The following is a 23312-nucleotide window of genomic DNA, read 5'->3' on the forward strand; positions in this document are numbered from 1 at the left end:
TTTCATGCTTGCTTTTCAGTGGTTGGGGGCCAGTGGGTTTCGGTCGGGGGGATTCGCCACCCAGCCGCCGATGCACCGTCGATCAACGTTCGGATCGCGCCCGTGACGATAGGCCGTGTGTCATCCGCGCGATGCAGCAAGTCCCATGCCCACAGCGGTACCGGGGACGTGACGGGCCGGCGGGTCAAGGTGGGTGGCATCGGCGCCGCATGGCGTTTAGGCGATTGCAGCACTGGCCGCCTCAAACGAGCCACATGTTCGAAGAATGCCGGTCCGGTAATGCCACCGTCGTCGATGTGTGTGACGGACGCCCCGCTGGCCTTCGCGAAGGCCAACGCATAGCGGTTCCACGAGTCCCAGGACGCTTCGTCAACATCGACGAGAACCGTGAGCTCGGCTGCTGGCACGCTGTCGTGACGGGTCGCGTGGTGGGCGCCTGGCATGACCGCCTGCAGTCGCTCGTACATTAGGAGCTCGGCCACCAGGTTCTGCCGCACGACGTCGGCATTCTCAATCCACGCGATGGCGAGGTCGAGGCTGCCTTCGGCCACCCGCGCCGCTTGGGTATGGGATGGCAGGACCCACTCGTCGATACGGATCCGAAGGGTGGGCATTGTCGCGATCCCCGGGGGAAGCCAACTGACATAGCCCAGCCGCAGCGGCAACTGTCGGTCTCCGTTGCGAGCCCGATCGAACGCTCGCGTGGCAGCGGCCAACACCTCGCGGGCGTCAGTCAGGAACTCGCTGCCGGCGGGCGTCAACTCGACATGCCTGCGATCACGGATGAGGAGCTGAGTCCCGAGCTCGCGCTCAAGGTTGATGATCTGCTGGGACAGCGACGGGCCGGCAATGTGGAGCCGCTCTGCGGCTCGACCGAAATGCAGCTCCTCGGCGACAGCGACAAAGTAGGTGAGCTGCCGGAGTTCCACGGGTTGATTGTACGCCGGAATGACCGCTGGGAGGCGGGGCCTACCAGTGCTCGGATACAAGTCGTGGACCGCAGACGTGGACTCGGGTTGACTCAGAGAAAGGGCACCCGCCCGCAGGCCAACAATCACACAACAAAAAAGAAATCAGTCCGATGGAATTCCTCACCACCCTCACCACGAACGTCCCGCATGGAACGCCGGAATCGACGGTCGACTCCACCAAGGATCGCGAGGCTATCCGCGCTGCCGAACTCGCGCAGATGGGCCACCTCCTGCGATTGTGGCGGCCGCCCACAGAGCCGGGCGAGTGGCGCACTGTCGGCCTCTGGAGCGCCGACACTGAAGCCGATCTCAAGGAAATCCTTGCCTCGCTCCCGTTGCACGTGTGGATGACCGTGGAGATCACGCCACTGAATCCACACCCGAACGATCCTGTGCCGGCGAAGGCCTGACCATCTGCGGGCCATCCACGTCTAGACCCTGCTTCGACGTCCTCTGAATAGGCCGAAGATCAGCAGCACGATGACGGCCCCCAGGATGGACAGCAGCCAGGTCCTCAGATCGAAGAAGTCTCCCAGCCCACCACCGAAGACGAGGGAACCGATCCAACCACCAAGAAACGCCCCGACAACTCCTAGAAGGAGGGTAAGCAGCAAGCCGCCGCCTTGCCGTCCAGGAAGAATGGCCTTTGCGATGGCGCCCGCAATCAGGCCGAGCAGAAGAAAAGCGAGAAGTCCCATGGTGCATCTCCTTTGCAACGAAGACGAGCGCCAGTCCGGCGCTTCGCCTCTGAGTCAATCAGCATGCTTACTGGCAGGCAAGGCCCCGCGCCCTCCTATCCCAGGGTGGAGAGGGCCGCCGGTGCGCACTCAATCCTGACCGGCACGTCCGCGTCAACGGATTTCACTTCACCGTCGATCTGGTAGATCAGGGGCTTGAGGGTGGTGAACGAGTAGCTGCTCACGCTGGGCTGGTCCCCCAGCCCCTTGGTAGCCGCCCGCAGCGCCGTCAAGAGGACCCGCCACTTTGGCTTGTGGGCAAAGAGGACCACTTCGAATTTTCCGTCAGCGAGCTTGTCGTCGGCGTCGCTGAGCGTGGCATACTTGGCCATCTCCGGAATGTTGGCGAGCACGAGGCTGTCCAAACGGCGGCGCTTGCCGTCGGCCAGGCGTATTTCGAAGGGCTCGAACTTCGAGAAGGTCCGGATCACGGAGACCATTTCCTTCATGGCGCCCTTGCCGCCCTTTTCCAGGTCAATCGCCATTACCGGGGTCAGCCCGAAGCCGACATACGAGTGCGCGTACTCCCCCGGCGAGCCCGACCCCTTTCCCGTGTGCACGCGCAGCAAATCGATGCTCCGCACCCTGCCCGCGGCGATCGCCTCCCCGAGCGGCTGGGTGCCCGTGCTCCGCCTGTGATCATTGGCATTGCCCGCCCCCAGCACCGCGCACACCGCCTGGGGGTTGCCTCCTTGCATTACGCCGTTGACAACCTCGTTGTAGCCGCCGTCACCACTGACGGAAACCACCAACACATCCCCGCCACCGCTCACAGCGTCGCGCGCCAGCTCGACGGCATGGCCAGCATGGGCGGTTGGCTGGAGCCTGATGTCCGCGGTGTAGCTGAGAAGATTCTCCAGCTCGTTGTGGAGACCCTCAGCCAGCCTGCGTGCATCCCCCGTGCTGTTGGGATTAAAAATAATGACGATCGATTCAAAGGTCCGTGCAGAAGTCATTGCCGCTCCGATATTCGCTCGTGATGACTTCGGTAAGTGTACTTACAATCTTCTCCTGCACGCTAAGGACCGGGTTCCGGCCAACTTAGCTGGACGGAACAATCAGCAAGGCCCGGTAGACTCTCGTGCCATCCTCTCCCCCCATCCAGGGGTAACCGCGCGGGACGAGAAGCAAAGGCAGGCCGATGGACACTCCAACACCACCGACCCCGCCTCGGCGTCCGCAGCCAGGAAGACCTCCTTCAGCGGGCCGCCCTTATCCTGCCCGGGCCAAAGTCATCAGCTCCCCGGTGCCTGTCCCGCTGGAGCCGCAAGAGCCGGATCGGGCCCAGCCGCCGGTACCCCCGGATGGCAAGAAGGCCAAACGATCCAAAGGGAAGTGGCGCCGCAAGCTCCTCTTGGCGCTGATCGCCCCGCTTGTTCTGGTCCAAATCGTCGCTTTCATGTTCAGCATGGGCGTGACCCCACCGCGCACCGCCTACATGCTGGAAGCGGGTGAACCCAACGTCTACCAGTTCGTCTCGATCAACCACATGAGCCGGCACTTGCTGGCGGCGACCATCGCCCATGAGGACGAACAGCTCGGCACGCGCAGCGGAGCCTTCGACGTCGGAGACCTCCAGGCGAGGGCGCAGGCGTACTTCCAGGGAAAGGCGGACCCCAGCGGTTCCACCATCCCCCAGCAGTTGGTCAAGAACATTTTCCTTTGGGACGACCAGAATGCCGTCCGCAAGGGAATTGAAGCCGTCCTGGCAACTCAGTTCAGCTACACGTTGAGCCCTCAGCGCACCTTGGAGCTCTACCTGAACTATGCCCAGTTCGGTCCCCATCTGTACGGGGTCTGCGCCGCAAGCTGGTACTACTTCGGAACACCACCGTGGAACATGTCCGATTACCAGTCGGCCCAGCTGATGGGCGTCCTTCCGCTGCCGGATCTGGTCAGGCGGGATCCCAGCGGAGGCATCTACCTCGGCACAGGCGTCAACCCTGCCGTGTGGAACCTTGTGAACGGCGCCGCGAACGTCTGGGTCCCCCGGCAACTCGATGGCCTGGGCGGATGGCAAGCGGCCGTTGGAACGATCGGCATCACAGACACTGCCGACAGCCATGCCGGCCAGCGCTCCGACAACGACGCGTGCTCAACCATGCCCCAAAGCGTGAAGGACCGGATCCAAAGCGAAGCCGGCTAGGAACGCGGCCGGCGCCGTACCCGGGTTCAGCCGCGCGGCGCTGGCAAGTCCAGGTTCCAGTGGCGCGAGACCATCAGCAGCCAGTCGACGTCGTCGTCGTGGCCCGCTCCGCCGGGTCCGGGCGTGATGAAGAAGCGGGACACAACGCGCTGCGAGCCTTCGGCGTCTCCGTAGAGGACATCGACCGTGAAGCCTTCTCCGGCTGCTCCCGCGGTGGCGTTGCGGAAGTCGGCCGACTCAGGGTCCCGGATCGCAACCTGGCAGAATCCGGCGTCGTTGGCAGGCACGTAGATGTCCCGGGTCAGCCGGTGGAACTCTTCCACAGGCGCCAGCGGAGCCCTGGCGTCCGGTGGCAGGTGCCAACCATGCAGGACCGCCACTCCTGCACCGGCATTGCGCACAGACATCAACAAGTACACGGCGTTGCTGCTGATCTCCAGCGTGGCGTGGCCACCGCGCACCACCATCCACTTGCCTTCCATGAACCGCACTTTCTGCGGCGCGTCAGACCAGTTGGAGGGCAGCAGGATCGGGCGCAATCCGTTCAGCAGGGCACGCTCGGCCAGCCGCGCGGATCGGTTGGCCGATCTCGTGGAGATGAACGTCGCGACGGCGAGAACCGTCGTACCGAGGGCGGTGCCGAGGTTGGAGATCAGAACCCAATCGACCATAAGGCACATTCAACGCCTGTCCTGCCTCGCGGGCAATCGGCTGCGAGGCCGGACAGGCGTCGAACCCGGGCTCGGCGTTACCGGCCGCCCTCGATCTTCCGGCTGCGCTGGTTCTGCGCCATCGGACCGTACGGATAGACGCCGACGCGCGGTTGGCTGGCCTCCGTGAGCCGGCTGGTTTCCTCAGGGCTGAGTTCCAGGTCAGCCGCCGCCAGGTTGTCCGCCAACTGTTCCGTGGTTCGGGCGCCGAGGATCACGGAGGTCACGGCAGGCCGGTCCGCCAACCATGCCAGTGCAACTTGGGAATCACTGACGCCATGATCTGCCGCGATCTTTTCCACTGTCCCGATGACGTCCCAGGTGCGGGGGTCATCGTTGCGTGCCTGCCATGCTTCCATGCCGCGTTCCGGGTTTTCACCGAGGCGGGTGGCTCCGGTAGGCGGCACGTCGCGCTTGTACTTGCCGGAGAGCCAGCCTCCGCCCAAGGGAGACCACGGCAACAGCCCGATGCCGGCATCCAGGGAAGCCGGAACGATTTCCGATTCGATTTCACGGACCAGCAGGCTGTACTGGGGCTGCAACGTCACCGGCGCGCTCCAGCCAAAGGCTTGGGCCACGTGCACGGCCTTGGTCAACTGCCACCCCAGGAAGTTGGAAAAACCGTAGTAGGCGATCTTGCCGCTGCTGACGGAGTCGTGCAGGAAGCGCAGCGTCTCCTCCAATGGCGTAATCGGGTCCCATGCGTGCATTTGGTAGAGGTCGATCTGCTCCACGCCCAGGCGGCGCAGCGAGTCGTCCAACGCCCGCGTGAGGTGGCGTCGGGAGGTGCCGACGTCGTTCGGGGCCGTCCCCATGGGGAAGCGGCCCTTGGTGGCCAGCACCACGCGGTCCCGCGCATCGGGCCGTTCGGCCAGCCAGCGGCCGATGATCTCCTCCGATACTCCGGCGCTGTAGACGTCTGCGGTGTCGATGAAGTTGCCACCGGCCGCAACGTAGCTATCCAGGATGTCGCGGGACGTTTCCTCGGTGGCCTCGGCCCCGAATGTCATGGTTCCCAGCGCGTAGTTCGACACCACGGCGCCGCTGTTGCCCAAAGTGCGGTATTGCATCATGTTCCTCAATCCTCGACGGGGGTGGTGCGGTTCGAATGGTAGGTGCGCCAGGTGTGTTCGGGCTCGAAGCCCAGCAGCCGCCTGGCCTTGTCGATGGACAGCATGGTCTCGTGCTCTCCCAGTTCCTTGATCACCTTGACGCCGGGGAATACCTCCGCAGCCAGGCTCGCACTCGACCGGCGCATGACGGTGTCCGCGTTGGCGATGATGAATGCTTCGAACCCCGGCTTGCCGTTCTCAAGGGCCCGCGCCACGGCCTGCGCGCCGTCCCGGCCGTCGATGTAACCCCACAGGTTCCACTTACGCAGCGTGGCGTCGGAGTCGAAGGATGGAAACCGTTCGTAGTCTTCCACGTCCATGACATTGGAGAACCGGAGTCCCACGATGCTGAGCTCAGGGTCCCAGCGAGTCAACTCGATGGCCATCTGCTCTTCCAAATGCTTCACCAGCGAATAGGTGCTTTCGGGCCGCGCCGGGTATTCCTCATCCACCGGAATGTAGGGAGGGTCGACGTCGAACGGCAGGCCCAGCACCGTCTCACTTGAGGCGTAGACGACCTTCTTGATGCCGGCCCGGCGGGCCGCCTGGAACACGTTGTACGTCGAGAGCATGTTGTTCTCGAACGTCGCAGCATCCGGGATAATGCCGGGAGCTGGAATGGCCCCGAGATGCACCACGGCATCGAAGCCGCTGTGCCGGTCGTCCAGCCCCAGGAACACATCCAGCACTTGGCCATAGTCACGCAGGTCGACGATCGCCAGACCCGGGCTCCTTTCGCCCGCACGGTCCAGGTTCAACACCTGATGCCCGTCCCCGCTAAGCCGGCGCACCACGTGCCGGCCCAGTTTTCCGCTTCCACCCGTCACTGCAATTCTCATCAGTACTCCCTCGATACGGCTTGGTGGTCTCACATCGACACTAGGGCAGAAGCCGGCTCCTGCGCATGGCCCTCCTGGTCCTAGGAACGTCAGGCACCCGCTGACACGTGAGGTGGTCCACCGATGGTGCGACCACGGGATTTTGCCGACACGCCAGACTTTTCGGCATTTCACCTTGTGCCCGGGCCGCCGATCATCCACACTGGCTACAGATCCGCAGGAAGATGCTTCCGCCGATCAAGCCCGCCGGACTCTACGGCCGTCAACCGCCCCATCACAGAATGCCGGGCAACCGCTCTCGAACCACCGCTTTCCGCCTCGCCGGGTGCGCCCGGCCCTGGAAGCCCGCGAGCGCCGAGAGCCCCGGTACTTCCGCCGAGAAAGAGACCACAATGATCAAACGCCACTCGGACGTCGTCCTGGAAGTCACCGCCCACGACCCCGACACCATCGAAAACGACCTGAACACCGCCGTCGAAATCGCCCGCGAACATGCCGTCAAGGAGAGCCGTCACGGCATCCTCGTCACGCAGCATGGGTTCACCAGGTACACCGTCGCCATCAGCCGGGACGTTCCCTTCGGGCAGACACTCGAACGACGCGAATTGCCGGCGAGCCCGCTGGCAAAGACCGAATCGGGCTCGTGAGCACGCCACCATGACGCGATTCGAAGCAGGTGGGAGGATGGGCGCATGGAACTGCACATTACTGGCGACCCTGCCGCCGACCAATTGCTCAGCGATGACGCGTTCGCACTTCTCATCGGCATGTTGCTGGACCAACAGGTGACCATGGAGTCGGCGTTCGCCGGACCCGAAAAGATCCGGATGCGCATCGGATCCGTGTCCCCTGCCACAATCGCCGAATATGACCCGGATGGCTTCGTCGACGTCTTCAAGGAACGGCCGTCCGTCCACCGTTTCCCAGGCTCGATGGCCAGCCGCGTCCAGGATCTAGCCGCAGTTGTTCAGCGCGATTGGAACGGAGACGCAACCGCCATCTGGACCCGGGACGAGCCTGACGGCCAGGAAGTGCTCAACAGGTTGAAAGGGTTGCCCGGCTTCGGAGAGCAAAAGGCAAAGATCTTTCTGGCACTGCTCGGCAAGCAGCGCGGACTCCAAGCGCCAGGTTGGCGTGAGGCTGCGGGCGCCTACGGCCAGGAGAACGCATTCCTTTCTGTCGCCGACATCGTGGATCCGGAGTCGCTGAGAAGAGTCCGCGCCAACAAACAGGCTGCCAAGGCCGCGATCAAAGCAGCGAAGGCATCCGGGAGCTGAGAGATACGCGGCGGGGATTTGTTCCCGCCTATATCGTGAAACGCTTACGGCATGGATCTCGAAGTGTCGCCCGCGCTCACGATTCCGACGTCGGAGCTTGGCTGGCGGTTCTCCCGCTCGTCGGGGCCAGGCGGTCAACACGTCAACACCTCGGACAGCCGCGTCGAACTGTCATGGGATGTCGCCGGCTCCGCGGCGCTTTCCGATGACCAACGGCAGCAGCTCGTCACGCGTCTTGGACCACGCCTCATCGCCGGGGTGATCACCGTGACCGCCTCCGAGCAGCGGTCGCAATTGCGCAATCGTGAGATTGCCCTGGCCAAGCTCTCCCGCCTCGTGGCGGAGGGGCTTGCTCCCGAGCCTGCTGCCCGCCGGGCGAGCAAACCCACCCGGAGCTCGAAGCGCCGGCACCGGGTCACAAAGGAACACCGGGCGGCGACGAAACAACAACGAAAACGACCGTCCGCCGATTAACTGGCTTAGCGAATCCCGCTGTCAACAACCAGCGTGATGTGAACGGGGGTCTCCGAGATGACTACCGGCTCGGTCGCAGTCGAAACGTAACCGCCGACGTTGCTCGCTTTGATGACGTAACTGCCGTCAGGCAGTGTGAGTTGGAAGGCTCCGGTTCCATCGGTCCGCGTCGAGCCCCGGACAGCTTCTCCGTCCAGGGCGACAACCGCGGCCCCGGCCACGGGGCGCGGCGGACACTCGTGACCGACGCGCTCAACGGGGCACACCGGGGCCGTCAGCACAACACCGGTGACAACTCCGGTGTGGCCCGCGTCCGGACCGCCCGGGCCGGCGCACCCGGACAACCAGAGGACCGTGGCCAGCAGGGCCACGACACATCGCTTCACGTCGCTCACCTTAAGAACAGGTTCTCAGAAAGCCCGTGGCACCAGCACGTTCGTGGAAGGTCACCGTATGGCCGCCGTCGTCATGGAAGACCGCCCTTTGTCCCTCGACAGTCATGATGCCCGGCTGGTAGGGGTTGCCCCAGCCTGCCGGAGGATTGCCGTGACCGTCGTCCAGCGGTTCGTCTGCAATAAAGAATGAGCCCTGCACCTGCGCCTCGTGGATACCACAGTGCGTGAACAGAGCGAAAGGTATACCCGGGGCAGCGGATGTTGTCGGACTTCCCGGAACGTTGGTTTGCGGCGTTGCAGGCGACGCACATCCGCCCAGCACCGCCAACGTGGCCGCCGCGGCGGTGATTCCTAGGCTTAATCGAGTTGCCATGCGCAAAGCCTCCCGCTCATAGGGACTGCCGCTGCTGAGGCAGCCTTCAGATGTAGCTGCAGATCCGCTCGGCGTCGCACGCGTCCGGGTCCGCGGCAGCCGCGATAGCGTGGTAGTCGGCGACGGCGGCTCTCAGCGCGACGAGTTCTGCGATCTGCGCGTCGAGGTCTGCCAATTGACCGGCCAGAAGGTCGCGCACATGGGTGCAAGGGGCGCGGCCCGCATCGCGAAGGGCCAGGATTTCGCGGATCTGTGCAAGGGCCAGTCCAGCGGCGCGCCCGCGGCGAATGAAGTCGAGCCTGCTGATGGTTTCACTTGTGTAATCGCGATATCCGTTGGCGCTCCGTTTTGCAGCCGGCAGCAGCCCATGCTCTTCATAGAACCTCAAGGCCTTGCTCGTCATCCCCGCCGCCTGGGCGGCTTCACCGATTCGCACCTTGTACCCCGTCTTCCCCGATTGACTCCCACTGTAGGGGAAGGCGCTCATGGGGTGAAGCAGGACTAGCGCAAGTATTCAGCGAATTCCACTTCGAAGTACCGCTTCGCGCCGACGCCGATCACGGAGATTCTCCGTTCGCCGTCCTTGAACAAGAACACGGACGGAATTGAGCTGATCCTGAAGGCAGCAGCGGTTTCCGGATTCTTATCGACGTTGACTTTCACAACGTCGATTTTGTCGGCGTATTCGACCGCGAGCTGTTCCAGAACCGGGGCAAGCCTGGTGCAGGGTCCAGACCAATCCGCCCAGAATTCCACGACGACGGGTTTGGCTGACTTCAGCACTTCAGCGTCGAAGGACGCGTCAGTGACCTCCTTGTTTTTTGCCATGCTTTCCCCTTCTTGAATGGCCCGAATTGTGATGCCGGGTTACTCCCCATCCCATTCATTCCGATGTCAACGCGACTGGCAGCGCCCCTGCTTTCCACCTTCGCACCTTCCCCTAAGGGAAAAGTCAAGGACGGAATCTTGTGACGGAGCTACGGTAGCCGGAGTGGCGACTTCCGTGAAAAGCCATCAAGCTAGGTACGGGGGAACTGAGGGAAGGACCACTCCCTCCGCAGAGGAAGGCCCCGCAATTCCTAGCCCAAAACGACCACTCTCTCCATGGATCCGCACGTACCTGAAGGGTGGGGACGCGGTCCGCGCAGATGCCAAAGGCCTCGGCGCCCTCAAACCTGTCGAGCCGGCCGCGCGGCGCGAGGGTAAGCCCCTCCTCGGCGAAGACCAGGTCTACGTGATGAAGAACGGCAAGGAGTACCACCCGGCGTGGTGCCACGTTGTGGCCGACAAGTGGAGCAAGGCCCCTAGGGGACTTCTTGTGACCCTTCTGGCCGACGTGGGAACGCGCACCAAGTGCCGGGAATGCGATCGCTCGTTGAAGACGGTCACTGAACCTTTAACCGGGGAACACGAAAGGCACCTCAGGCCCACCCGGCAGCCCGACACAGTAATCCCGTTGCGAGTCGTCGGCTTCTCCCACGGCATTCTGTTCCTGGCGGCCGGGCCGAAATATCAGCATCTCCTCAAGCAGACCGCGGTTGAGCCGGCCACCCCGCTGCTCGTCGATGGACTCCGGCACGGAATGCTGCTGCGGGTGGACGCCTCACGGCAAGAGCCGCTCCTGGTTATCCAGATGGATCCGCGCGCCAAGTTCCGGAGCGGCGCTTATCAGGTGCGCTTGCGTCTTCCTCTGCAGCGCTCGGCCACCAAACCCTATGCCGTGGACTCCATTGAGCCGGCGGCGCGGGCCAGGCATGCCGCCTTGCACCCGCCGGCCGTGGACGGCATGGAAAGTTGAGCTCACCCCGGCCGCGTCACCTCCGGACAGCTCTGGACACATGCTCGGTGAGAAACTCCTCCCAGGTCCTCCGGCCGACTGACCTGTCCTCGGAAAGGTTCGCCCCTTCCCGTATTGCCTTGGCGGCACTCCCCGGCATATGAAGCGGGACGAGAAGGCGTCTCTGACCGGCCGCGGCGAGGTAGGAGCGGATGAGGCCACCCATCGGGTAGCAGGCCGGCCCGGCGAAATCGGGTACCAGACCTGCAGGCTCACCGAGCGCGAGCTCAACGAGCTGGTCCGCGACCTCGCGGGAAGCCACGGCGACCAGGCGGCGGGCCTTGTCGCCGTCGCCCTTTTGCGCGCCTGCGCAATGCACCACCGTCCGGACACCGCTCAAGGCGGCTTCGACTCCCTCGCCGGTGTCGAGGTCACACTTAACGAATTCGATGTGCTGCTCCGGTGGAGGGGCATGACGGCCTGCCACGCGTGCGGCATGGCCCCGGTCCCGAAGCCGCGAAACCACGAGCCGCCCGAGGGTGCCGGTGCCGCCGGTTACCAACATCGTCGAGTTCATGACCGATTCCCTTCGGATTGGCTCACGCCGGACCGCTGCCCGGCGGACCGCTGCCCGGCGGACCGCTGAGGACGGTGGGAACGTATTCGAGCAGCTGGAGCCGGCCATCGAAGGTCCTGCTTTCCACCATCTCGAGCTTGACGTCGGGATAGCCGTCGTAGATCCGTTCCCGACCGGTGCTGCCCGTGATCACCGGGAAAACGACCACCCGGAACCTGTCCACGAGTCCGGCGGTCAGCAAGGACCGGCACAGGCTCAGGCTTCCGAGAGTGCTTAAGGGCGCGGTCCGGGTCCGCTTCATCTCCGCCACGGCCCGGATCGCGTCCCCGGTGACGAGTTCCGAGTTCGGCCACGTGAGGGGATCCTGCAGCGTGGAGGAGAAAACGACCTTCGGTACCGCAGCAAGGCCGGTCAGGGCGGCCCCCTCATCCTCCGAGAATCCCGGGCCTTGGGCCTCGGCCTCCTCCGACATCCTGGACATCAGCCGGTAGGTGTTCGCCCCGAGAAGGAAGGTGTAGCCCTTCTCCCCCTCTTCAGCGAGCCATGCCAGATATTCCGGCCCCTCCAGACCCCACCAGCCGGGCCATCCCTCGGCAGATGCATATCCGTCCAGGGATATGATCAGGTCGACCATCAGGTCCGCTGATGACGCGTCCGCAGTTGTCCCGCCCATGACCGTCTCCCCGAAGTCGACCGATGTCAGTGTCCGCCCGGCCTCTCGGCCAAGGACAGCCGGGTCCGGTGGCCGCAATGCTAGCCCTCGAGCGACCGGACGTTCAAGGGTCCGCGGGCACGAGCAACTTCAGATGAACGTCCAAGCGGCCCACCGCCCGCGGGAATCATGCGGGGTTCCCGTCCGTTCTCTCCGTTGATGACCTGCTTTCACAGGCGGGAACAGACACGACAGGAAGTTTGGGGACAGACCATGACGTTGAACGAAACGATTGCCCGTCTCCGGGCCGGACACCTCATGGTCCGCGACGCCCGGGAATGGGACGAGCTTTCCATGGACCTGGGGCGCGCTTACGAAAGCAACGACGACGAACTCATCGAACAGTTGCAGCCACAGTTCCTCCAGTCATGGAGGACAGTCACACGATATGTCCTCCGCGACACCTTCGACGCGGCGGGAATCGCAGTCACGGACCCCAGCCATCCTTGGGGAATCGCACGGCTGACCGCGAAGGGAACCAGTTGCGAACCCCTCCTCTGCCACACCGACGAAGCAGGCAACGAAAGGGCAGAGCCCGGCACCGAAGGCGGACCCAGGCTTCTCACTTTCGCGGACGCAATGACCAACTATGTCGACTGCCTGTCGCGCCTGTTCGACGAGCTGGACACGGCGAATAGCTAGCTTTTACACAGGCTCTTGCCAACTCGGCCGCGCCCGCCGAAAAATGGGCGTGTGGGAATCATCGTGGTCGACCTGTTCAGCACCCTTGACGGGGTTTACCAGGCGCCCGGCGGGCCCGACGAGGATCGCGAGGGCGGCTTCGAGTTCGGCGGCTGGCAGGCACCATACTTCGACAAGGAATCCGGTGAGGCGATCACCGCGGGAATCGAACGCCTCGACGCGCTTCTCCTCGGCCGGAAGACGTACGACATTTTCGCCGGTTTCTGGCCCACCGCACCGGCCGATGACCCGATTGCTGCCCGGTTCAACGCTGTGCCGAAATATGTCGCATCACATACCCTGAGCGACCCCGCTTGGGCCGGGACCACGGTGCTGACGGATGTCGCCTCCGAGGCCCGCGAAATCCGCGAACGGCACGCCGAGACCCACGTCATCGGCAGCGGCGACCTCTTCCAGTCCCTCCTCACCGAGAACCTCGTTGACCGGCTGAATCTCTGGCTGTACCCGGTGACTTTCGGTACAGGCAAGAAGATCTTCCGGGACGGTACCGTTCCAGCCGCCTTCACGGTCACGCAGCCGCCTCAGGCCTTCCCGAAGGGCGCAATCTGGCTCGTCTACGAGCGCGCCGGAGATGTGGTCACGGGCATCGACATCGAGGCGGAGCGCACGCAGCCATGACAGCTGGTGGCGTGGGCGGAATCCCGTGGGTGCTGCACGTTGATCTCGACCAGTTCATCGCAGCGGTCGAAGTGCTCCGACGGCCGGAACTTGCGGGCAAGCCGATCATTGTCGGCGGTCGGGGCGACCCCACGGAACGGGCCGTTGTGTCGACCGCGTCCTACGAGGCCAGGGCGTTTGGCGTGGGTTCCGGCATGCCCTTGCGCATTGCGGCCCGGAAAGTGCCCGACGCCGTGATCCTGCCCGTCGATCAGGAGGCCTATCTCGCGGCGTCCGAAAGGGTGATGGCTACCCTCCGCGCGCAGCCCGGGGCCACGGTGCAGGTGCTGGGTTGGGATGAAGCCTTTGTGGGCGTCGAGACGGAGGACCCTGAAGCCTACGCCCGGCAGGTGCAGGCCGCCGTCCTGGAGCGCACACGGCTGCATTGCAGCGTGGGCATCGGCGATACCCTGGTCCGGGCCAAGGTCGCCACCGGTTTCGGCAAGCCAGCCGGCGTCTTCCGGCTCACCGCCGGGAACTGGCTCGACGTCATGGGCCGCCGGCCCACCAAGGAACTGTGGGGCGTCGGGACCAGGGTGTCTGCCCGGCTGGCCAAGCTCGGCATCGACACAGTGGCCGAACTCGCCGCGGCCAATCCCCAGGACCTGGTCCCGGAGTTCGGCCCCAGGATGGGTCCGTGGTACGCGGAACTCGGACGCGGCGACGGCACGAGCGTCGTGGACGACACCCCGTGGGTTGCCCGCGGACATAGCCGCGAGACCACCTTCCAGCACGACCTGACCGATCCGGCCGAGGTGGAGGACGCGGTGCGGGAGCTGGCAGCGCATGTCCTTGAGGATGTTGTGGCCGAAGGACGGCCCGTCATCGGGCTGACCCTGAAGGTCCGGTATGCGCCGTTCTTGACCACGACCCAGGGGAGGAAGATTCCGGAGACCTTCGACCGGGACGAAATCCTCGCGCGGGCCTTGGATCTCGCAGCCGGAATCGAGGCGGGCCGTCCGATCCGGCTCCTGGGCCTGCGGGCCGAGATGGCAATGCCCGGCGATGCCCGGAAGGGACATACGCCCACGCGCGGCGGTTGGTGACGGCGTCTTTCACTTCCTTAAGCGGTGCGCACCTACCAGCCCGGCCCGATCCATTCGAGGCAGGCCGCGGCTGTCCAGGACTGGTTCAGGCCTCCCAGCGGTCCTCTGCGCCGAGAGCAACGACTCTTCGCCTCCGGACACCAGCGGTGCAAATCCGGAGACAGTGTCAGTAGAGATCCACTCGCTGGCCAGGACATCGCTGGAAGCGGCCATGATCGCGGAAAAGAATACGTCCCGCACCCGGAAGTCGACGACGCTCCGCACGTCGCCGTCGTCGTAGCCTATGGTAGCCATCTGCTGAACGAGCCACAGATACTTGGTGCATTCGCTGTCATCGGCCCGCTCGCTGGAGTCCGCGACGTGGAGGGTGTCACGCCGGGTGAAGGCCGGGACGGCGCCGGGCTGGACGCGGGCGTAGGGCCCGTCCCACCGCGGAGAGTTATCGAACCCGGATTCCCGACCATGGTGGATTTCAATCAGCCCTGTAGCGTCCGGGTCGCGCACGGTGGCAAGCCAGCGGTGCCACGCCAGCCAGCCGTCGAACGATTCGTCGAGGAAGGACTCTGCCGCTTCCCGGTCGGCGCCGCCGTTCTCCCTCCCCCGGTCAAGGATGTGCCGCAAGGCAATCGAGTGGACGGGAAGCTGGCAAATGCCGCTGCTCTTGATGCCCGAAAGGCGTGCCTTCGCGGACCCGGTGCCCCAGCGATCAAAACCGGGAAAGTAGTCTGTGCTGTTCTCGCTGAAGACAATGTGCGGGATCATTCCCGTGGACCACTGGGCGGACAGCAGGGTCCGGAGCTCCGTGATGGCGAGCAAGACACCTACCAAGCTACTGCAGCGGGCGTGACCGGGTCAGGCTTTGCCTAGTGTCTGGACCATGCCCGGCCGTTGCCCTATCGTGGGGGGGAACCGGGCACAGCCGGCTTGAGTCTCCGCATCGGAGGTACATGGTGGGCATTATCTCTTCTGGATTTCATGGAAGACGGCAGAGCGGCAATCCCGCTTTGCCACCGGGCCAATACGAGACCGGCAGCTTCCCGGTCCTAACCGCCGGCCCCGCTCCCCGGATCCCCACAGACGACTGGGAATTCTTTATCACTACTGAGGCAGGGCAGCGCCATGCGTGGTCCTGGGACGCCTTCATGGGATTGCCCCAAGTGGACATCCATACGGATATCCACTGCGTGACCAGCTGGTCCAAGCTGGGCACCTCGTGGCGGGGAGTGTCCCTGGATTCTCTTTTTGAGAACGTGGAAACAAGCTGCAGGTTCACCACGGCCCACTCCTACGGCGGATACACGACCAACGTCCCGCTCCAGGACCTTCTTGGCGGCCGGGCGTGGGTGGCCTGGGAATTCGACGGTGAGCCCCTTGAACGCACCCACGGCGGACCTGCCCGTCTCCTGGTGCCGCATTTGTACTTCTGGAAGAGCGCAAAGTGGATCAACGGCATCGAGTTGACGCAGGATGATGTTCCTGGTTTCTGGGAATCCAACGGCTACCACCTCCACGGCGACCCATGGCGCGAGGAGCGCTACTCATGAGTACGCTATGGCGCGTGGCCGACGTCGTCAGCAGCATGCCCGAAACGGAAACCGCGCGAACCATCGGGCTGCGGGTGAACGGCTTGAACGGCAACCTCGCCGGACAGCACATCGACATCCGCCTCACCGCGGACGACGGTTACACGGCCGTCCGCTCATATTCCGTGGCCAGGGCAGGCCTGGACGAAACCTTGGAGATTACCGTTGACGAATTGGCCAACGGAGAAGTCTCCCCCTATCTGGTCCGGGAGCTGGCGGTCGGGGACCAGTTGGAGATCCGCGGACCAGTGGGCGGCTGGTTCGTCTGGAAGCCAACGGACACGAACCCCGTTCAGCTGATTGCCGGAGGATCCGGGGTCGTACCGCTCATGTCCATGATCCGTGCGCACCATGTTTCGGAGAATCCTGCGCAGTTCCGGCTGCTCTATTCGCTCAAGTCACCGGAATCGGGCTTCTATCGGGAAGAGCTCCAAGCCTTGACCCGGGAATCCCGCAAGCTCATCATCGACTACGTCTACACACGCAAGGCGCCCGCGGATTGGCCGACTCCTCCGCAACGGCTCACGGCGGAAACCCTGCTGGCCAACATCTTGCCAACGGACCCTGCCCCGGACGTCTTCATCTGTGGCCAGACGGTCTTCGTGGAAACTGTCGCGGAATGGCTCGTGCAGGCGGGATATCCCGCCGGATCGATCAAGACCGAGCGCTTCGGCGGAACAGGAGGAACCCGGTGAGTGGCAACAACGGCCCTGATTCTTCCGGTGCCAAAGATCCGGGCTTCGAGGATCAGGACATCGCTGGAATCGCAGGCAATGCTATAGCCCATCTCGACGGAAACGCGGTGGCAGGACCGCTGTGGGAACTGTTCCGCTTCGATATCGTCGCAGCGATCGGACGATGCAAGCACTGCGGCGCGGTCCGGGTCTTCGGGGAGACGATGGTCTACGTTGACGCTCCGGGAATCGTTGTGCGCTGCGCTTCCTGCGAGGGCGTGCTCCTGCGCCTCGTGGAGACGCCCACACGGTACTGGCTCGATGTGAGCGGACTCAGTTATTTGCAAATCGACCGCGAGGGCTAAGTCAATCCAGTCCAGGCGTCCCGGCGCGCGTTCTGAACCCGTAAGGATTCCACCCGCGACGGCGCGGGCCGGCGTTGGCATGATGGGGTCATGTCATCGCTCCCGGAACACCAAGCAGGACACCGCGCACGGATTGCAATCATAGGCGGGACCGGCCTCTACAAGCTGCCCGGGGCTGTCGTGCTCAGCAGGCTCGACATCCCGACGCCGTTCGGGCCTCCCTCCAGTCCGGTCACGATTGCCCGGCTCACCGCGCCGGCCGGCACCAGCGGCGACGACGGCGGCACCGGCGCAGACGGTGACCGCGACGGCGGCCCGGTGGTCGCGTTCTTGAGCCGGCACGGCCGCGGGCACAGCGTTGCCCCGCAGCAGATCAACTACCGCGCCAACCTCTGGGCCCTCAAGAGCCTCGGGGTAGAAGCCGTCATCTCCTCCGCGGCCGTGGGCGGACTGGTCTCAAGCCACGGAACCGGTACTTTTGCCATACCCGATCAAGTCCTGGACAAGACCTGGGGACGGGCGGACACCTTCTACGACGGCTCGCTGCCCACCGGGGTGCAGCACCTGCCTGCCGCCGAGCCCTACAGCGCCCCGCTGCGGGCGGCACTCATCGCCGCCTTGGAGCACCGGAGCGAAGACTTCGCTGGGGCGGGCACCGTGGCCGTCATCAATGGTCCGCGATTCTCCACCAAGGCCGAGTCCGCGGCCTTGGTTAAGTCCGGGGCACAGCTGATCAGCATGACCCAGTACCCGGAACCGATGCTCGCGGCGGAATTGAACATGCACTTCGCCGCATTGGCATTCATCACTGATGCCGATACGGGGCACGATGGCTCCGAGCCGGTGACGGCGGAACTGGTCCTGGGACGCCTGGCGGCGGCGCAACCGCGGATCCTCGCGGTGTTGTCAGACGCGGTGCGGACTGTGTCCGCGGGGCTTGGCGGCGCAGAACCAGCGGACGACGGCGGAACGTGGCGGATGGTGGCCATGCCGCCCGGCGCTGTGGCCACCGTGATGGGAGCCGCCGGCCCTGTCCTCCCCGGCCCTCTCCTCCCCGGCACGGGACGAACAGCGCCGTGAGGATTCTGGTCACCGGCGGAGCCGGTTTCATCGGCGGCCATATAGTCGAAGCCGCTATGGCACGCGGCTGGGAAGTCCGGATCCTGGATTCATTGGATCCGGCAGTCCACCCGGATCCACCGCCGGGAATTCCTGGCGTGTCCGTGCTGGTGGGCGACGCCGGAGACCCGGACGCGGTGGCGCAGGCGCTCGCCGGAGTCGACGTCGTCGTGCACCAGAGCGCCAAAGTGGGACTCGGCGTGGACTTCTTCGACGCACCGGACTACATCCGCAACAATGATTTGGCCACGGCCGTGCTCCTGGCAGGCATGGCAGCCGCCGGCGTCGACAAACTGGTCCTCGCTTCCTCCATGGTGGTTTACGGTGAGGGGGCCTACACCGATTCGGCAGGCAGGCCGGTGCACCCCGCCCCGCGCCGGGTGGAGGATCTGGAGCACGGAATCTTTGACCCCCGGGACCCCGCCACCGGCGAGTTGTTGCTCCCGGCACTGGTCACCGAAGACGCGGCCATGGATCCGCGGAACGTCTATGCCGCCTCCAAATTGGCCCAGGAGCACCTCGCTGCCGCGTGGGCGCGCTCAACCGGAAGCACTGCGATTGCCCTCCGGTACCACAACGTCTATGGCCCTCGGATGCCCAAGAACACCCCGTACGCGGGCGTGGCCAGCGTGTTCCGCTCTGCGCTGGCCCGTGGGGAGGCAGTGCGGGTATTCGAGGATGGCGGCCAGCGCCGCAGCTTCGTCCATGTCCGGGATGTTGCGGAGGCAAATCTGTTGTCCGTTGACGCGTTGGTTGGCGGCCGGGTTGCCTCGGGCTGCGTGAGGGCATATAACATCGGCGCGTCGGAGGTCCACACCGTAGGGCAGGTGGCGGAGGTCCTGAGTTCTGTTGCCGGGGCGCCCGCGCCGGTGGTCACAGGAGAATTCCGGCTGGGCGACGTCCGTCATATCACCGCCAGCTCGGCCCGGGCCTGGGCCGAGCTCGGTTGGATCCCCAAGCGTGGTTTCGAGGACGGAATGCGAGAGTTCGCCATTGCACCGCTGCGCGGGGATCAGGCCTAGGCCGTAGGAGGCAAACGTCCCGGTTCCGTAAGGAAATCCGCCTGTCGCACCGGGCCTGCGGATTCTACGGTCAAAGGGTGGAGAAAGAGCAAAGCGGTTCGCGCGATCGAAGAGGAATGGCCGGCCTCCCCAACGGACCGGCCGACGATGGGGGCCCACCCGCCGCACTCGTGGACGTCGTCTTACCGTGCCTCAACGAACGTTCGGCCCTTCCCAAGGTGCTGGGAGCTTTGCCGCCTGGATACCGCGCGATCGTCGTGGACAACGGATCAAGCGACGGCTCCGGCGCCCTGGCCGCGAGCCTGGGGGCCACCGTCGTCGACGAACCGAGGCGCGGTTTTGGCGCAGCGGCGCATGCCGGACTGCTGGCGGCCACGGCGGAGTTTGTGGGCTTTTGCGATTGCGATGGTTCGCTGGACCCCGCCCAATTGGCCCCGATGCTCGAGCTCGTGCGCACAGCCCGTGCCGATCTGGTGTTGGGTGCCAGGCGTCCGGCCCGCGGTGCTTGGCCGATCCACGCCCGCTTGGCCAATATGGTCCTGAGCCGGCAGTTGCGCAGGCTCACGGGGATCCCTCTAACTGACCTCGGCCCCCTTCGCCTTGCGCGGCGCAGCGCACTCCTCGGCCTGGACCTCAAGGACCGACGCAGCGGCTACCCGTTGGAAATGTTCCTCAAAGCGCACCGCGACGGTTGGCGTGTGGCTGAAGTTCCGGTCGACTATGCTCCCCGGCTGGGAAAGTCCAAAGTAACGGGCACACTCCGCGGAACCGTCACTGCGCTCAAAGACATGGGGACCCAGTTGGCCGCCGCATCGCAGCGGACTCAGGCGACGAAGGGCGACGGGCCGGCCGATCGAGCACCGGCCGATCCCCATGGAGCGACGCCGTGAACCTCACCATCGCCGTCATTGCCAAAGAATGCAGCCCGGGCAGGGTCAAGACGCGCCTCACTCCCCCGCTCACCCCGGAGCAGGCCGCAGCCTTGGCCCAGACCAGCCTGAGCCAGACCCTGGAAACAGTGCGATCCCTTCCGGCGGATAGGCGTTTGCTCGTCTTTGACGGCACGCCGCACGAAAGAGATGCAGCCGGTTTTGAAGTATCCGCCCAGTGCTCCGGTGGCCTGAACGAGCGGCTGGCGGCCATCTGTTCGCTCACGGCCGGACCCCTGCTGATTCTGGGCATGGACACGCCCCAAATACGCGGGGAGCAATTGGCCCCGCTCCTGGCGGACTGGGCAGCCCCCGCTCCGGTACCGCATCGCGGCGCGTGGTTCGGCCCGGCGTCGGACGGTGGCTTCTGGGCGTTGGGCCTGTACCGGCCCGACGGCGGTTTGCTCCGCGGGGTGGACATGTCCACTCCGCGGACCGGGGCGCTGCAATTGGCCCGGCTTGCCGGCGCTGGCCTGGAGGTCGGACTGCTTCCCGTCGTGCGGGACGTGGACTACTTCGCCGATGCTCTGGCTGCCGCGCGGGAATGCAGCGGAACCCGGTTTGCCCTCGCAGTGGAGCGGTTTGGCGTCGGACTGCCCGAGGCGGGCATGCCGCTTGGGGTGCCGGCCGGCGTCGTGCCCGCGTGGGGTTCCTCGCGATGAGCATCCAGACAGCTCGCGGAGGCCCTGGTGCCCGGTCCGATTCCTTTGCGCCTGACTCCCGCCCGCTCGCCTTGTTTGGACAGGCTCTCTTTGGACAGGGCGGCCACGAGCCTTATGCCCGCAGCCTGCCCCTCGGCCTGGGGCGACTGACGCTGCGTCCGGAGTCGGCATTGCCGGAGTCCATCGGGCCCGTCCACTTCAACATGCTCGGCTGGTCCGGCCCGGCCACGGCAGGTGAGCGCGAGTTGCTTCGCGCCCTCCGCGGGCCCGTTCTTGATGTGGGCTGCGGCCCAGGGCGGATGCTGGAAGCCGCCCGGGAACTGGGGCTGGCCTCCATGGGTGTCGATTCGAGCCCAGCCGCCGTGAAGCTGGCCACCGCCCGGGGCGGTGCGGCCATCCTGGGCTCCATCTTTGACCCCGTCCCGCACGAGCGAGGTTGGGGTTCGGCCCTGTTATTAGATGGCAACATCGGCATCGGCGGAAACATCCGGGTGCTCCTGGAGCGTGTTGCCTCTTTGCTCGCCTCGGACGGGCAAGTGCTTGCGGAGGCCGAAGCACGCGATTTTCTCGATGTGGCCTATCTGGCGGTGCTGGAGGATTCAGACGGACGTGCCAGCGCGGCCTTTCCCTGGGCCCGTGCCGGCGCGAAAGCGCTCGCTGTCCACGCGGCCCGCGCGGGATTGGATACCGTGGCAACCCGGACGGTTCAGGGCCGGGTCTTCCTGACCTTGGAACGGCGGCCGTAGAGTCCGACGGCGGCCACAGCAGCCGCTGCGGCCACCACCAGGACCATCCAGAAAGCGCCCAAGGCCAGCACATAGTCTGCTTGCAGGACGGTGCTGTTGGCGCCGCTGCCCGGCCCGGTTGGCTGGAGCACCTGCTGGGCGCGGATGAGCGGGGCCGCCACCAACGTCATCAATGCCCCCACCAGAAGGGCCCCGCGCACGATCCCCCGTTGAACGGGGCCCAGCCCATACGTCAACCTCGACAAGCCGCCGCCGGCCAACGTCGTCAACGGAACCAGCACGCCGTCGTGCACCAACAACGCCACAGCAAGCCAGGCAGCCACACCGATCAGCTGGGCAGGCGGCACATTGGCAAGGAATCCGAAGAGGGCGTATCCGAGGGCTGCCAGTCCTAGGATGCCCAGGGCTGCACGCACCCACCAGACGGTCCCGCGCCTACCGGGCGCCGTCGGAATCCCCAAGGAGAGCCGCATCAGATCACCTCCACTTTGTGCACCCATTTGGTCTGCAAGACGCCCGGGCGTCCGGGTGCGATGATCCGTGCAGGATAGCCGTGGTCGAGGTCCAGGGGTTCGCCGTTGAGCTCGAGCGCCAGCAAGGTCTGCTCGTCCTGGCTGTACGCAGCGGGCATGAAGGACCGCCCGTAGACGCCGCCTTTCTCCATGCTGGAAATCTGCAACTCGGCATCAGCCGGTGCGCCCACCGTTGCCATCAGGTCCCTGACTCGGACACCGCGCCACTGGGCTCCTTGGCTCCAGCCTTCCACGCAGGCGATGGGCAATCCGTAGCTGTACTGCGGCAAGGCCGCGAGCTGCGCCAGTGTGAACGTCTTCTGCACCGATCCCGAGGACACGGTCAGCACCCAGTCGGGGCCCAGCGCAGCGTCAGCCACACCGGCCTGGGCGGCCGTCCTGTTGATGGGGACGGCCTGGGGGCCGGTATCCATTCGGCGCGGCGCGAAGAGGTTCAGGCCCGACAGCCAGGCGAAGGACTGGCCCCCAGTCGTCAAGACGACGACGCCGGTGCCAGCAGTGATTGCCGCCAGGAACCCCCTGCGGCTCCAGCCGTGCCCGGTTCGAGCCTTCGCGGCTGCCGGAAGAGTTTTGCTGTCCGGCACTCCCCCTTCAGTCTCCGCAGCGATGGTGGCCGTGTCCGATCGACGGCTCCAATGGGCCAGGATCAGGGGCATCTTGACAGCGATGTGAAGCGCCAAAGATCCGATGATGACCCAGGCCAGCCAATAGTGGACATCCCTGAAGGAAAACGGCCAGGGGTACCACTGGAAAGTGTTGAGCAGGCCGATGGTGACTTCCACCAGCGAAGCGGCCACGAAGAGCGCAATGGAGGCCCGTTCCAGGCCGTGCACCACGGACTTCAGCGGGGGCCAACGCAAGAGTTCGGGATACACGGACCAGAGCTTGGCGACGAGGAGCGGGATGGAAGCTATCCCGGTGGTGACGTGGATGCCCTGCGTAGCCACGTACAGCCATACGGGGCGGGTAAGGAAAAGCATCCACGTTGGCGGATCCTGCAGAAGGTGGCTGAACAGTCCGGTCAAGAAGCAGACGGTGAAGGCAAGGCCGAGCCAACGGCCCAGCACCACCGTCAGCCGCCTGCTGCGCAAGGGCGAGGAGAACCGTCCGTTCACCGCTTCCATCCGCTGTTGGAGGAAAGTGGTCAATCTGTCCATGCCTTGATCACACCACC

At 65.0% G+C, this 23312-nt stretch carries 32 protein-coding genes; 17 read left to right on the forward strand and 15 right to left on the reverse strand.

Annotated features, from left to right (window positions below; genetic code table 11):
- Positions 1-2 precede the first annotated feature (2 nt).
- Positions 3-929 (reverse strand): LysR family transcriptional regulator, encoded by a 927-nt coding sequence (locus tag VLA65_RS08760; RefSeq protein ID WP_284989127.1) that lies wholly within the window; start codon positions 927-929, stop codon positions 3-5.
- 152 nt (positions 930-1081) lie between these two features.
- Between VLA65_RS08760 and VLA65_RS08765 the strand changes: the two genes are divergently transcribed.
- Positions 1082-1381: a muconolactone Delta-isomerase family protein gene (locus VLA65_RS08765; protein WP_307053787.1), complete on the forward strand. Its 300-nt coding sequence runs from the start codon at positions 1082-1084 to the stop codon at positions 1379-1381.
- Between the two features lie 21 nt (positions 1382-1402).
- On the opposite strand, the gene VLA65_RS08770 is transcribed toward VLA65_RS08765, so the two are convergent.
- Both VLA65_RS08770 and VLA65_RS08775 read right to left on the reverse strand, forming a co-directional pair.
- On the reverse strand, positions 1403-1669 hold the full coding sequence (locus VLA65_RS08770) for a GlsB/YeaQ/YmgE family stress response membrane protein (protein ID WP_059388932.1): 267 nt from the start codon (positions 1667-1669) through the stop codon (positions 1403-1405).
- A 95-nt stretch (positions 1670-1764) separates the two neighbouring features.
- Positions 1765-2664, reverse strand: a complete 900-nt coding sequence (locus tag VLA65_RS08775) for a diacylglycerol/lipid kinase family protein (protein ID WP_332602260.1) — start codon at positions 2662-2664, stop codon at positions 1765-1767.
- Between the two features lie 290 nt (positions 2665-2954).
- On the opposite strand from VLA65_RS08775, the gene VLA65_RS08780 reads away from it, so the two are divergent.
- The gene (locus VLA65_RS08780; RefSeq protein ID WP_332602261.1) at positions 2955-3854 is read left to right on the forward strand and encodes a transglycosylase domain-containing protein; all 900 of its coding nucleotides are present in this window, start codon (positions 2955-2957) and stop codon (positions 3852-3854) included.
- A gap of 26 nt (positions 3855-3880) precedes the next feature.
- Here the strand turns inward: VLA65_RS08780 and VLA65_RS08785 are convergent, their stop codons facing one another.
- From VLA65_RS08785 to VLA65_RS08795, 3 genes are all read right to left on the reverse strand, one after another.
- Positions 3881-4525: a hypothetical protein gene (locus tag VLA65_RS08785; protein WP_148667581.1), complete on the reverse strand. Its 645-nt coding sequence runs from the start codon at positions 4523-4525 to the stop codon at positions 3881-3883.
- 77 nt (positions 4526-4602) lie between these two features.
- A complete protein-coding gene (locus VLA65_RS08790; protein ID WP_332602343.1) occupies positions 4603-5634 on the reverse strand; it encodes an aldo/keto reductase in 1032 nt (343 codons plus the stop codon).
- A gap of 8 nt (positions 5635-5642) precedes the next feature.
- Entirely contained in the window at positions 5643-6515 is an 873-nt protein-coding gene (locus VLA65_RS08795) for an NAD-dependent epimerase/dehydratase family protein (protein ID WP_284989130.1), read from the reverse strand.
- 392 nt (positions 6516-6907) lie between these two features.
- Between VLA65_RS08795 and VLA65_RS08800 the strand changes: the two genes are divergently transcribed.
- Genes VLA65_RS08800 through arfB form a run of 3 tightly spaced genes read left to right on the forward strand, consistent with a single transcriptional unit; the run spans position 6908 to position 8266 of the window.
- Positions 6908-7162 carry a hypothetical protein gene (locus VLA65_RS08800; RefSeq protein ID WP_059388936.1) on the forward strand — a complete coding sequence of 85 codons (255 nt, stop codon included), beginning with the start codon at positions 6908-6910 and terminating at the stop codon, positions 7160-7162.
- Positions 7163-7207: 45 nt separating this feature from the next.
- The gene (locus tag VLA65_RS08805) at positions 7208-7792 is read left to right on the forward strand and encodes an HhH-GPD-type base excision DNA repair protein (protein WP_332602262.1); all 585 of its coding nucleotides are present in this window, start codon (positions 7208-7210) and stop codon (positions 7790-7792) included.
- A 51-nt stretch (positions 7793-7843) separates the two neighbouring features.
- Positions 7844-8266: an alternative ribosome rescue aminoacyl-tRNA hydrolase ArfB gene (gene arfB, locus VLA65_RS08810; RefSeq protein WP_059388938.1), complete on the forward strand. Its 423-nt coding sequence runs from the start codon at positions 7844-7846 to the stop codon at positions 8264-8266.
- A 5-nt stretch (positions 8267-8271) separates the two neighbouring features.
- On the opposite strand, the gene VLA65_RS08815 is transcribed toward arfB, so the two are convergent.
- The 4 genes from VLA65_RS08815 to trxA all read right to left on the reverse strand — a co-directional run bounded on the left by VLA65_RS08815 (position 8272) and on the right by trxA (position 9862).
- Entirely contained in the window at positions 8272-8652 is a 381-nt protein-coding gene (locus VLA65_RS08815; protein WP_332602263.1) for a carboxypeptidase-like regulatory domain-containing protein, read from the reverse strand.
- A gap of 10 nt (positions 8653-8662) precedes the next feature.
- Positions 8663-9034 (reverse strand): hypothetical protein, encoded by a 372-nt coding sequence (locus VLA65_RS08820; RefSeq protein WP_332602264.1) that lies wholly within the window; start codon positions 9032-9034, stop codon positions 8663-8665.
- A gap of 46 nt (positions 9035-9080) precedes the next feature.
- Entirely contained in the window at positions 9081-9470 is a 390-nt protein-coding gene (locus VLA65_RS08825) for a heavy metal-responsive transcriptional regulator (protein ID WP_442880273.1), read from the reverse strand.
- Positions 9471-9535: 65 nt separating this feature from the next.
- Complete coding sequence (gene trxA, locus VLA65_RS08830) at positions 9536-9862, reverse strand: thioredoxin (protein ID WP_307053779.1); 327 nt, start codon at positions 9860-9862, stop codon at positions 9536-9538.
- A gap of 409 nt (positions 9863-10271) precedes the next feature.
- Here trxA and VLA65_RS08835 point away from each other — a divergent pair, with 409 nt between their 5' ends.
- Positions 10272-10832, forward strand: coding sequence for a hypothetical protein (locus VLA65_RS08835; protein WP_332602266.1), 561 nt, complete (start codon positions 10272-10274; stop codon positions 10830-10832).
- Between the two features lie 16 nt (positions 10833-10848).
- Here VLA65_RS08835 and VLA65_RS08840 read toward each other — a convergent pair whose 3' ends face one another.
- Positions 10849-11388, reverse strand: a complete 540-nt coding sequence (locus tag VLA65_RS08840; RefSeq protein WP_332602267.1) for an SDR family oxidoreductase — start codon at positions 11386-11388, stop codon at positions 10849-10851.
- 22 nt (positions 11389-11410) lie between these two features.
- Positions 11411-12061 (reverse strand): dihydrofolate reductase family protein, encoded by a 651-nt coding sequence (locus tag VLA65_RS08845; protein WP_332602268.1) that lies wholly within the window; start codon positions 12059-12061, stop codon positions 11411-11413.
- Positions 12062-12313: 252 nt separating this feature from the next.
- Between VLA65_RS08845 and VLA65_RS08850 the strand changes: the two genes are divergently transcribed.
- Genes VLA65_RS08850 through VLA65_RS08860 form a run of 3 tightly spaced genes read left to right on the forward strand, consistent with a single transcriptional unit; the run spans position 12314 to position 14505 of the window.
- The gene (locus VLA65_RS08850; protein WP_059390279.1) at positions 12314-12742 is read left to right on the forward strand and encodes a hypothetical protein; all 429 of its coding nucleotides are present in this window, start codon (positions 12314-12316) and stop codon (positions 12740-12742) included.
- Positions 12743-12793: 51 nt separating this feature from the next.
- Positions 12794-13420, forward strand: a complete 627-nt coding sequence (locus VLA65_RS08855) for a dihydrofolate reductase family protein (protein WP_284989136.1) — start codon at positions 12794-12796, stop codon at positions 13418-13420.
- Complete coding sequence (locus VLA65_RS08860) at positions 13417-14505, forward strand: DNA polymerase IV (RefSeq protein ID WP_332602269.1); 1089 nt, start codon at positions 13417-13419, stop codon at positions 14503-14505. Before VLA65_RS08855 ends, VLA65_RS08860 begins: the two co-directional genes overlap by 4 nt.
- A 9-nt stretch (positions 14506-14514) precedes the next feature.
- Here the strand turns inward: VLA65_RS08860 and VLA65_RS08865 are convergent, their stop codons facing one another.
- The gene (locus VLA65_RS08865; protein WP_332602270.1) at positions 14515-15321 is read right to left on the reverse strand and encodes an MGH1-like glycoside hydrolase domain-containing protein; all 807 of its coding nucleotides are present in this window, start codon (positions 15319-15321) and stop codon (positions 14515-14517) included.
- A gap of 131 nt (positions 15322-15452) precedes the next feature.
- Here VLA65_RS08865 and VLA65_RS08870 point away from each other — a divergent pair, with 131 nt between their 5' ends.
- From VLA65_RS08870 to VLA65_RS08905, 8 genes are all read left to right on the forward strand, one after another.
- Positions 15453-16049, forward strand: a complete 597-nt coding sequence (locus tag VLA65_RS08870; RefSeq protein ID WP_442880266.1) for a sulfite oxidase-like oxidoreductase — start codon at positions 15453-15455, stop codon at positions 16047-16049.
- On the forward strand, positions 16046-16783 hold the full coding sequence (locus VLA65_RS08875; RefSeq protein ID WP_172465595.1) for a ferredoxin reductase: 738 nt from the start codon (positions 16046-16048) through the stop codon (positions 16781-16783). Before VLA65_RS08870 ends, VLA65_RS08875 begins: the two co-directional genes overlap by 4 nt.
- The gene (locus VLA65_RS08880) at positions 16780-17127 is read left to right on the forward strand and encodes a DUF6510 family protein (RefSeq protein ID WP_253257337.1); all 348 of its coding nucleotides are present in this window, start codon (positions 16780-16782) and stop codon (positions 17125-17127) included. Before VLA65_RS08875 ends, VLA65_RS08880 begins: the two co-directional genes overlap by 4 nt.
- Before the next feature lie 90 nt (positions 17128-17217).
- Complete coding sequence (locus VLA65_RS08885; RefSeq protein ID WP_332602271.1) at positions 17218-18207, forward strand: MTAP family purine nucleoside phosphorylase; 990 nt, start codon at positions 17218-17220, stop codon at positions 18205-18207.
- On the forward strand, positions 18204-19268 hold the full coding sequence (locus tag VLA65_RS08890; RefSeq protein ID WP_307053770.1) for an NAD-dependent epimerase/dehydratase family protein: 1065 nt from the start codon (positions 18204-18206) through the stop codon (positions 19266-19268). Before VLA65_RS08885 ends, VLA65_RS08890 begins: the two co-directional genes overlap by 4 nt.
- 116 nt (positions 19269-19384) lie before the next feature.
- Positions 19385-20158, forward strand: coding sequence for a glycosyltransferase family 2 protein (locus tag VLA65_RS08895; protein ID WP_332602272.1), 774 nt, complete (start codon positions 19385-19387; stop codon positions 20156-20158).
- Positions 20155-20859 (forward strand): TIGR04282 family arsenosugar biosynthesis glycosyltransferase, encoded by a 705-nt coding sequence (locus VLA65_RS08900; protein WP_332602273.1) that lies wholly within the window; start codon positions 20155-20157, stop codon positions 20857-20859. The genes VLA65_RS08895 and VLA65_RS08900 overlap by 4 nt, the downstream gene beginning before the upstream one ends.
- Complete coding sequence (locus VLA65_RS08905; protein WP_332602274.1) at positions 20856-21605, forward strand: class I SAM-dependent methyltransferase; 750 nt, start codon at positions 20856-20858, stop codon at positions 21603-21605. Before VLA65_RS08900 ends, VLA65_RS08905 begins: the two co-directional genes overlap by 4 nt.
- On the opposite strand, the gene VLA65_RS08910 is transcribed toward VLA65_RS08905, so the two are convergent.
- Both VLA65_RS08910 and VLA65_RS08915 read right to left on the reverse strand, forming a co-directional pair.
- Entirely contained in the window at positions 21566-22078 is a 513-nt protein-coding gene (locus VLA65_RS08910) for a hypothetical protein (RefSeq protein WP_332602275.1), read from the reverse strand. The two genes, VLA65_RS08905 and VLA65_RS08910, sit on opposite strands and share 40 nt — an antisense overlap.
- Positions 22078-23295: a molybdopterin-dependent oxidoreductase gene (locus VLA65_RS08915; protein ID WP_332602276.1), complete on the reverse strand. Its 1218-nt coding sequence runs from the start codon at positions 23293-23295 to the stop codon at positions 22078-22080. Before VLA65_RS08915 ends, VLA65_RS08910 begins: the two co-directional genes overlap by 1 nt.
- Positions 23296-23312: the final 17 nt, after the last annotated feature.

The sequence above is a fragment of the Arthrobacter sp. S2(2024) genome (assembly GCF_036662515.1).
Taxonomy (GTDB): domain Bacteria; phylum Actinomycetota; class Actinomycetes; order Actinomycetales; family Micrococcaceae; genus Arthrobacter.

Excerpts from the sequence above, each read along its gene's own strand:
- VLA65_RS08840 (WP_332602267.1), bottom strand. The coding sequence starts at position 11,388 with ATGAACTCGACGATGTTGGTAACCGGCGGCACCGGCACCCTCGGGCGG.
- VLA65_RS08915 (WP_332602276.1), bottom strand. The coding sequence starts at position 23,295 with ATGGACAGATTGACCACTTTCCTCCAACAGCGGATGGAAGCGGTGAAC.
- VLA65_RS08785 (WP_148667581.1), bottom strand. The coding sequence starts at position 4,525 with ATGGTCGATTGGGTTCTGATCTCCAACCTCGGCACCGCCCTCGGTACG.
- VLA65_RS08835 (WP_332602266.1), top strand. The coding sequence starts at position 10,272 with ATGAAGAACGGCAAGGAGTACCACCCGGCGTGGTGCCACGTTGTGGCC.
- VLA65_RS08765 (WP_307053787.1), top strand. The coding sequence starts at position 1,082 with ATGGAATTCCTCACCACCCTCACCACGAACGTCCCGCATGGAACGCCG.
- VLA65_RS08805 (WP_332602262.1), top strand. The coding sequence starts at position 7,208 with ATGGAACTGCACATTACTGGCGACCCTGCCGCCGACCAATTGCTCAGC.
- VLA65_RS08905 (WP_332602274.1), top strand. The coding sequence starts at position 20,856 with ATGAGCATCCAGACAGCTCGCGGAGGCCCTGGTGCCCGGTCCGATTCC.
- VLA65_RS08775 (WP_332602260.1), bottom strand. The coding sequence starts at position 2,664 with ATGACTTCTGCACGGACCTTTGAATCGATCGTCATTATTTTTAATCCC.
- VLA65_RS08800 (WP_059388936.1), top strand. The coding sequence starts at position 6,908 with ATGATCAAACGCCACTCGGACGTCGTCCTGGAAGTCACCGCCCACGAC.
- VLA65_RS08850 (WP_059390279.1), top strand. The coding sequence starts at position 12,314 with ATGACGTTGAACGAAACGATTGCCCGTCTCCGGGCCGGACACCTCATG.
- VLA65_RS08860 (WP_332602269.1), top strand. The coding sequence starts at position 13,417 with ATGACAGCTGGTGGCGTGGGCGGAATCCCGTGGGTGCTGCACGTTGAT.
- VLA65_RS08820 (WP_332602264.1), bottom strand. The coding sequence starts at position 9,034 with ATGGCAACTCGATTAAGCCTAGGAATCACCGCCGCGGCGGCCACGTTG.
- VLA65_RS08910 (WP_332602275.1), bottom strand. The coding sequence starts at position 22,078 with ATGCGGCTCTCCTTGGGGATTCCGACGGCGCCCGGTAGGCGCGGGACC.
- VLA65_RS08790 (WP_332602343.1), bottom strand. The coding sequence starts at position 5,634 with ATGCAATACCGCACTTTGGGCAACAGCGGCGCCGTGGTGTCGAACTAC.
- VLA65_RS08895 (WP_332602272.1), top strand. The coding sequence starts at position 19,385 with ATGGCCGGCCTCCCCAACGGACCGGCCGACGATGGGGGCCCACCCGCC.
- VLA65_RS08845 (WP_332602268.1), bottom strand. The coding sequence starts at position 12,061 with ATGGGCGGGACAACTGCGGACGCGTCATCAGCGGACCTGATGGTCGAC.
- VLA65_RS08885 (WP_332602271.1), top strand. The coding sequence starts at position 17,218 with ATGTCATCGCTCCCGGAACACCAAGCAGGACACCGCGCACGGATTGCA.
- VLA65_RS08870 (WP_442880266.1), top strand. The coding sequence starts at position 15,453 with ATGGTGGGCATTATCTCTTCTGGATTTCATGGAAGACGGCAGAGCGGC.
- VLA65_RS08795 (WP_284989130.1), bottom strand. The coding sequence starts at position 6,515 with ATGAGAATTGCAGTGACGGGTGGAAGCGGAAAACTGGGCCGGCACGTG.
- VLA65_RS08875 (WP_172465595.1), top strand. The coding sequence starts at position 16,046 with ATGAGTACGCTATGGCGCGTGGCCGACGTCGTCAGCAGCATGCCCGAA.
- trxA (WP_307053779.1), bottom strand. The coding sequence starts at position 9,862 with ATGGCAAAAAACAAGGAGGTCACTGACGCGTCCTTCGACGCTGAAGTG.
- VLA65_RS08770 (WP_059388932.1), bottom strand. The coding sequence starts at position 1,669 with ATGGGACTTCTCGCTTTTCTTCTGCTCGGCCTGATTGCGGGCGCCATC.
- arfB (WP_059388938.1), top strand. The coding sequence starts at position 7,844 with ATGGATCTCGAAGTGTCGCCCGCGCTCACGATTCCGACGTCGGAGCTT.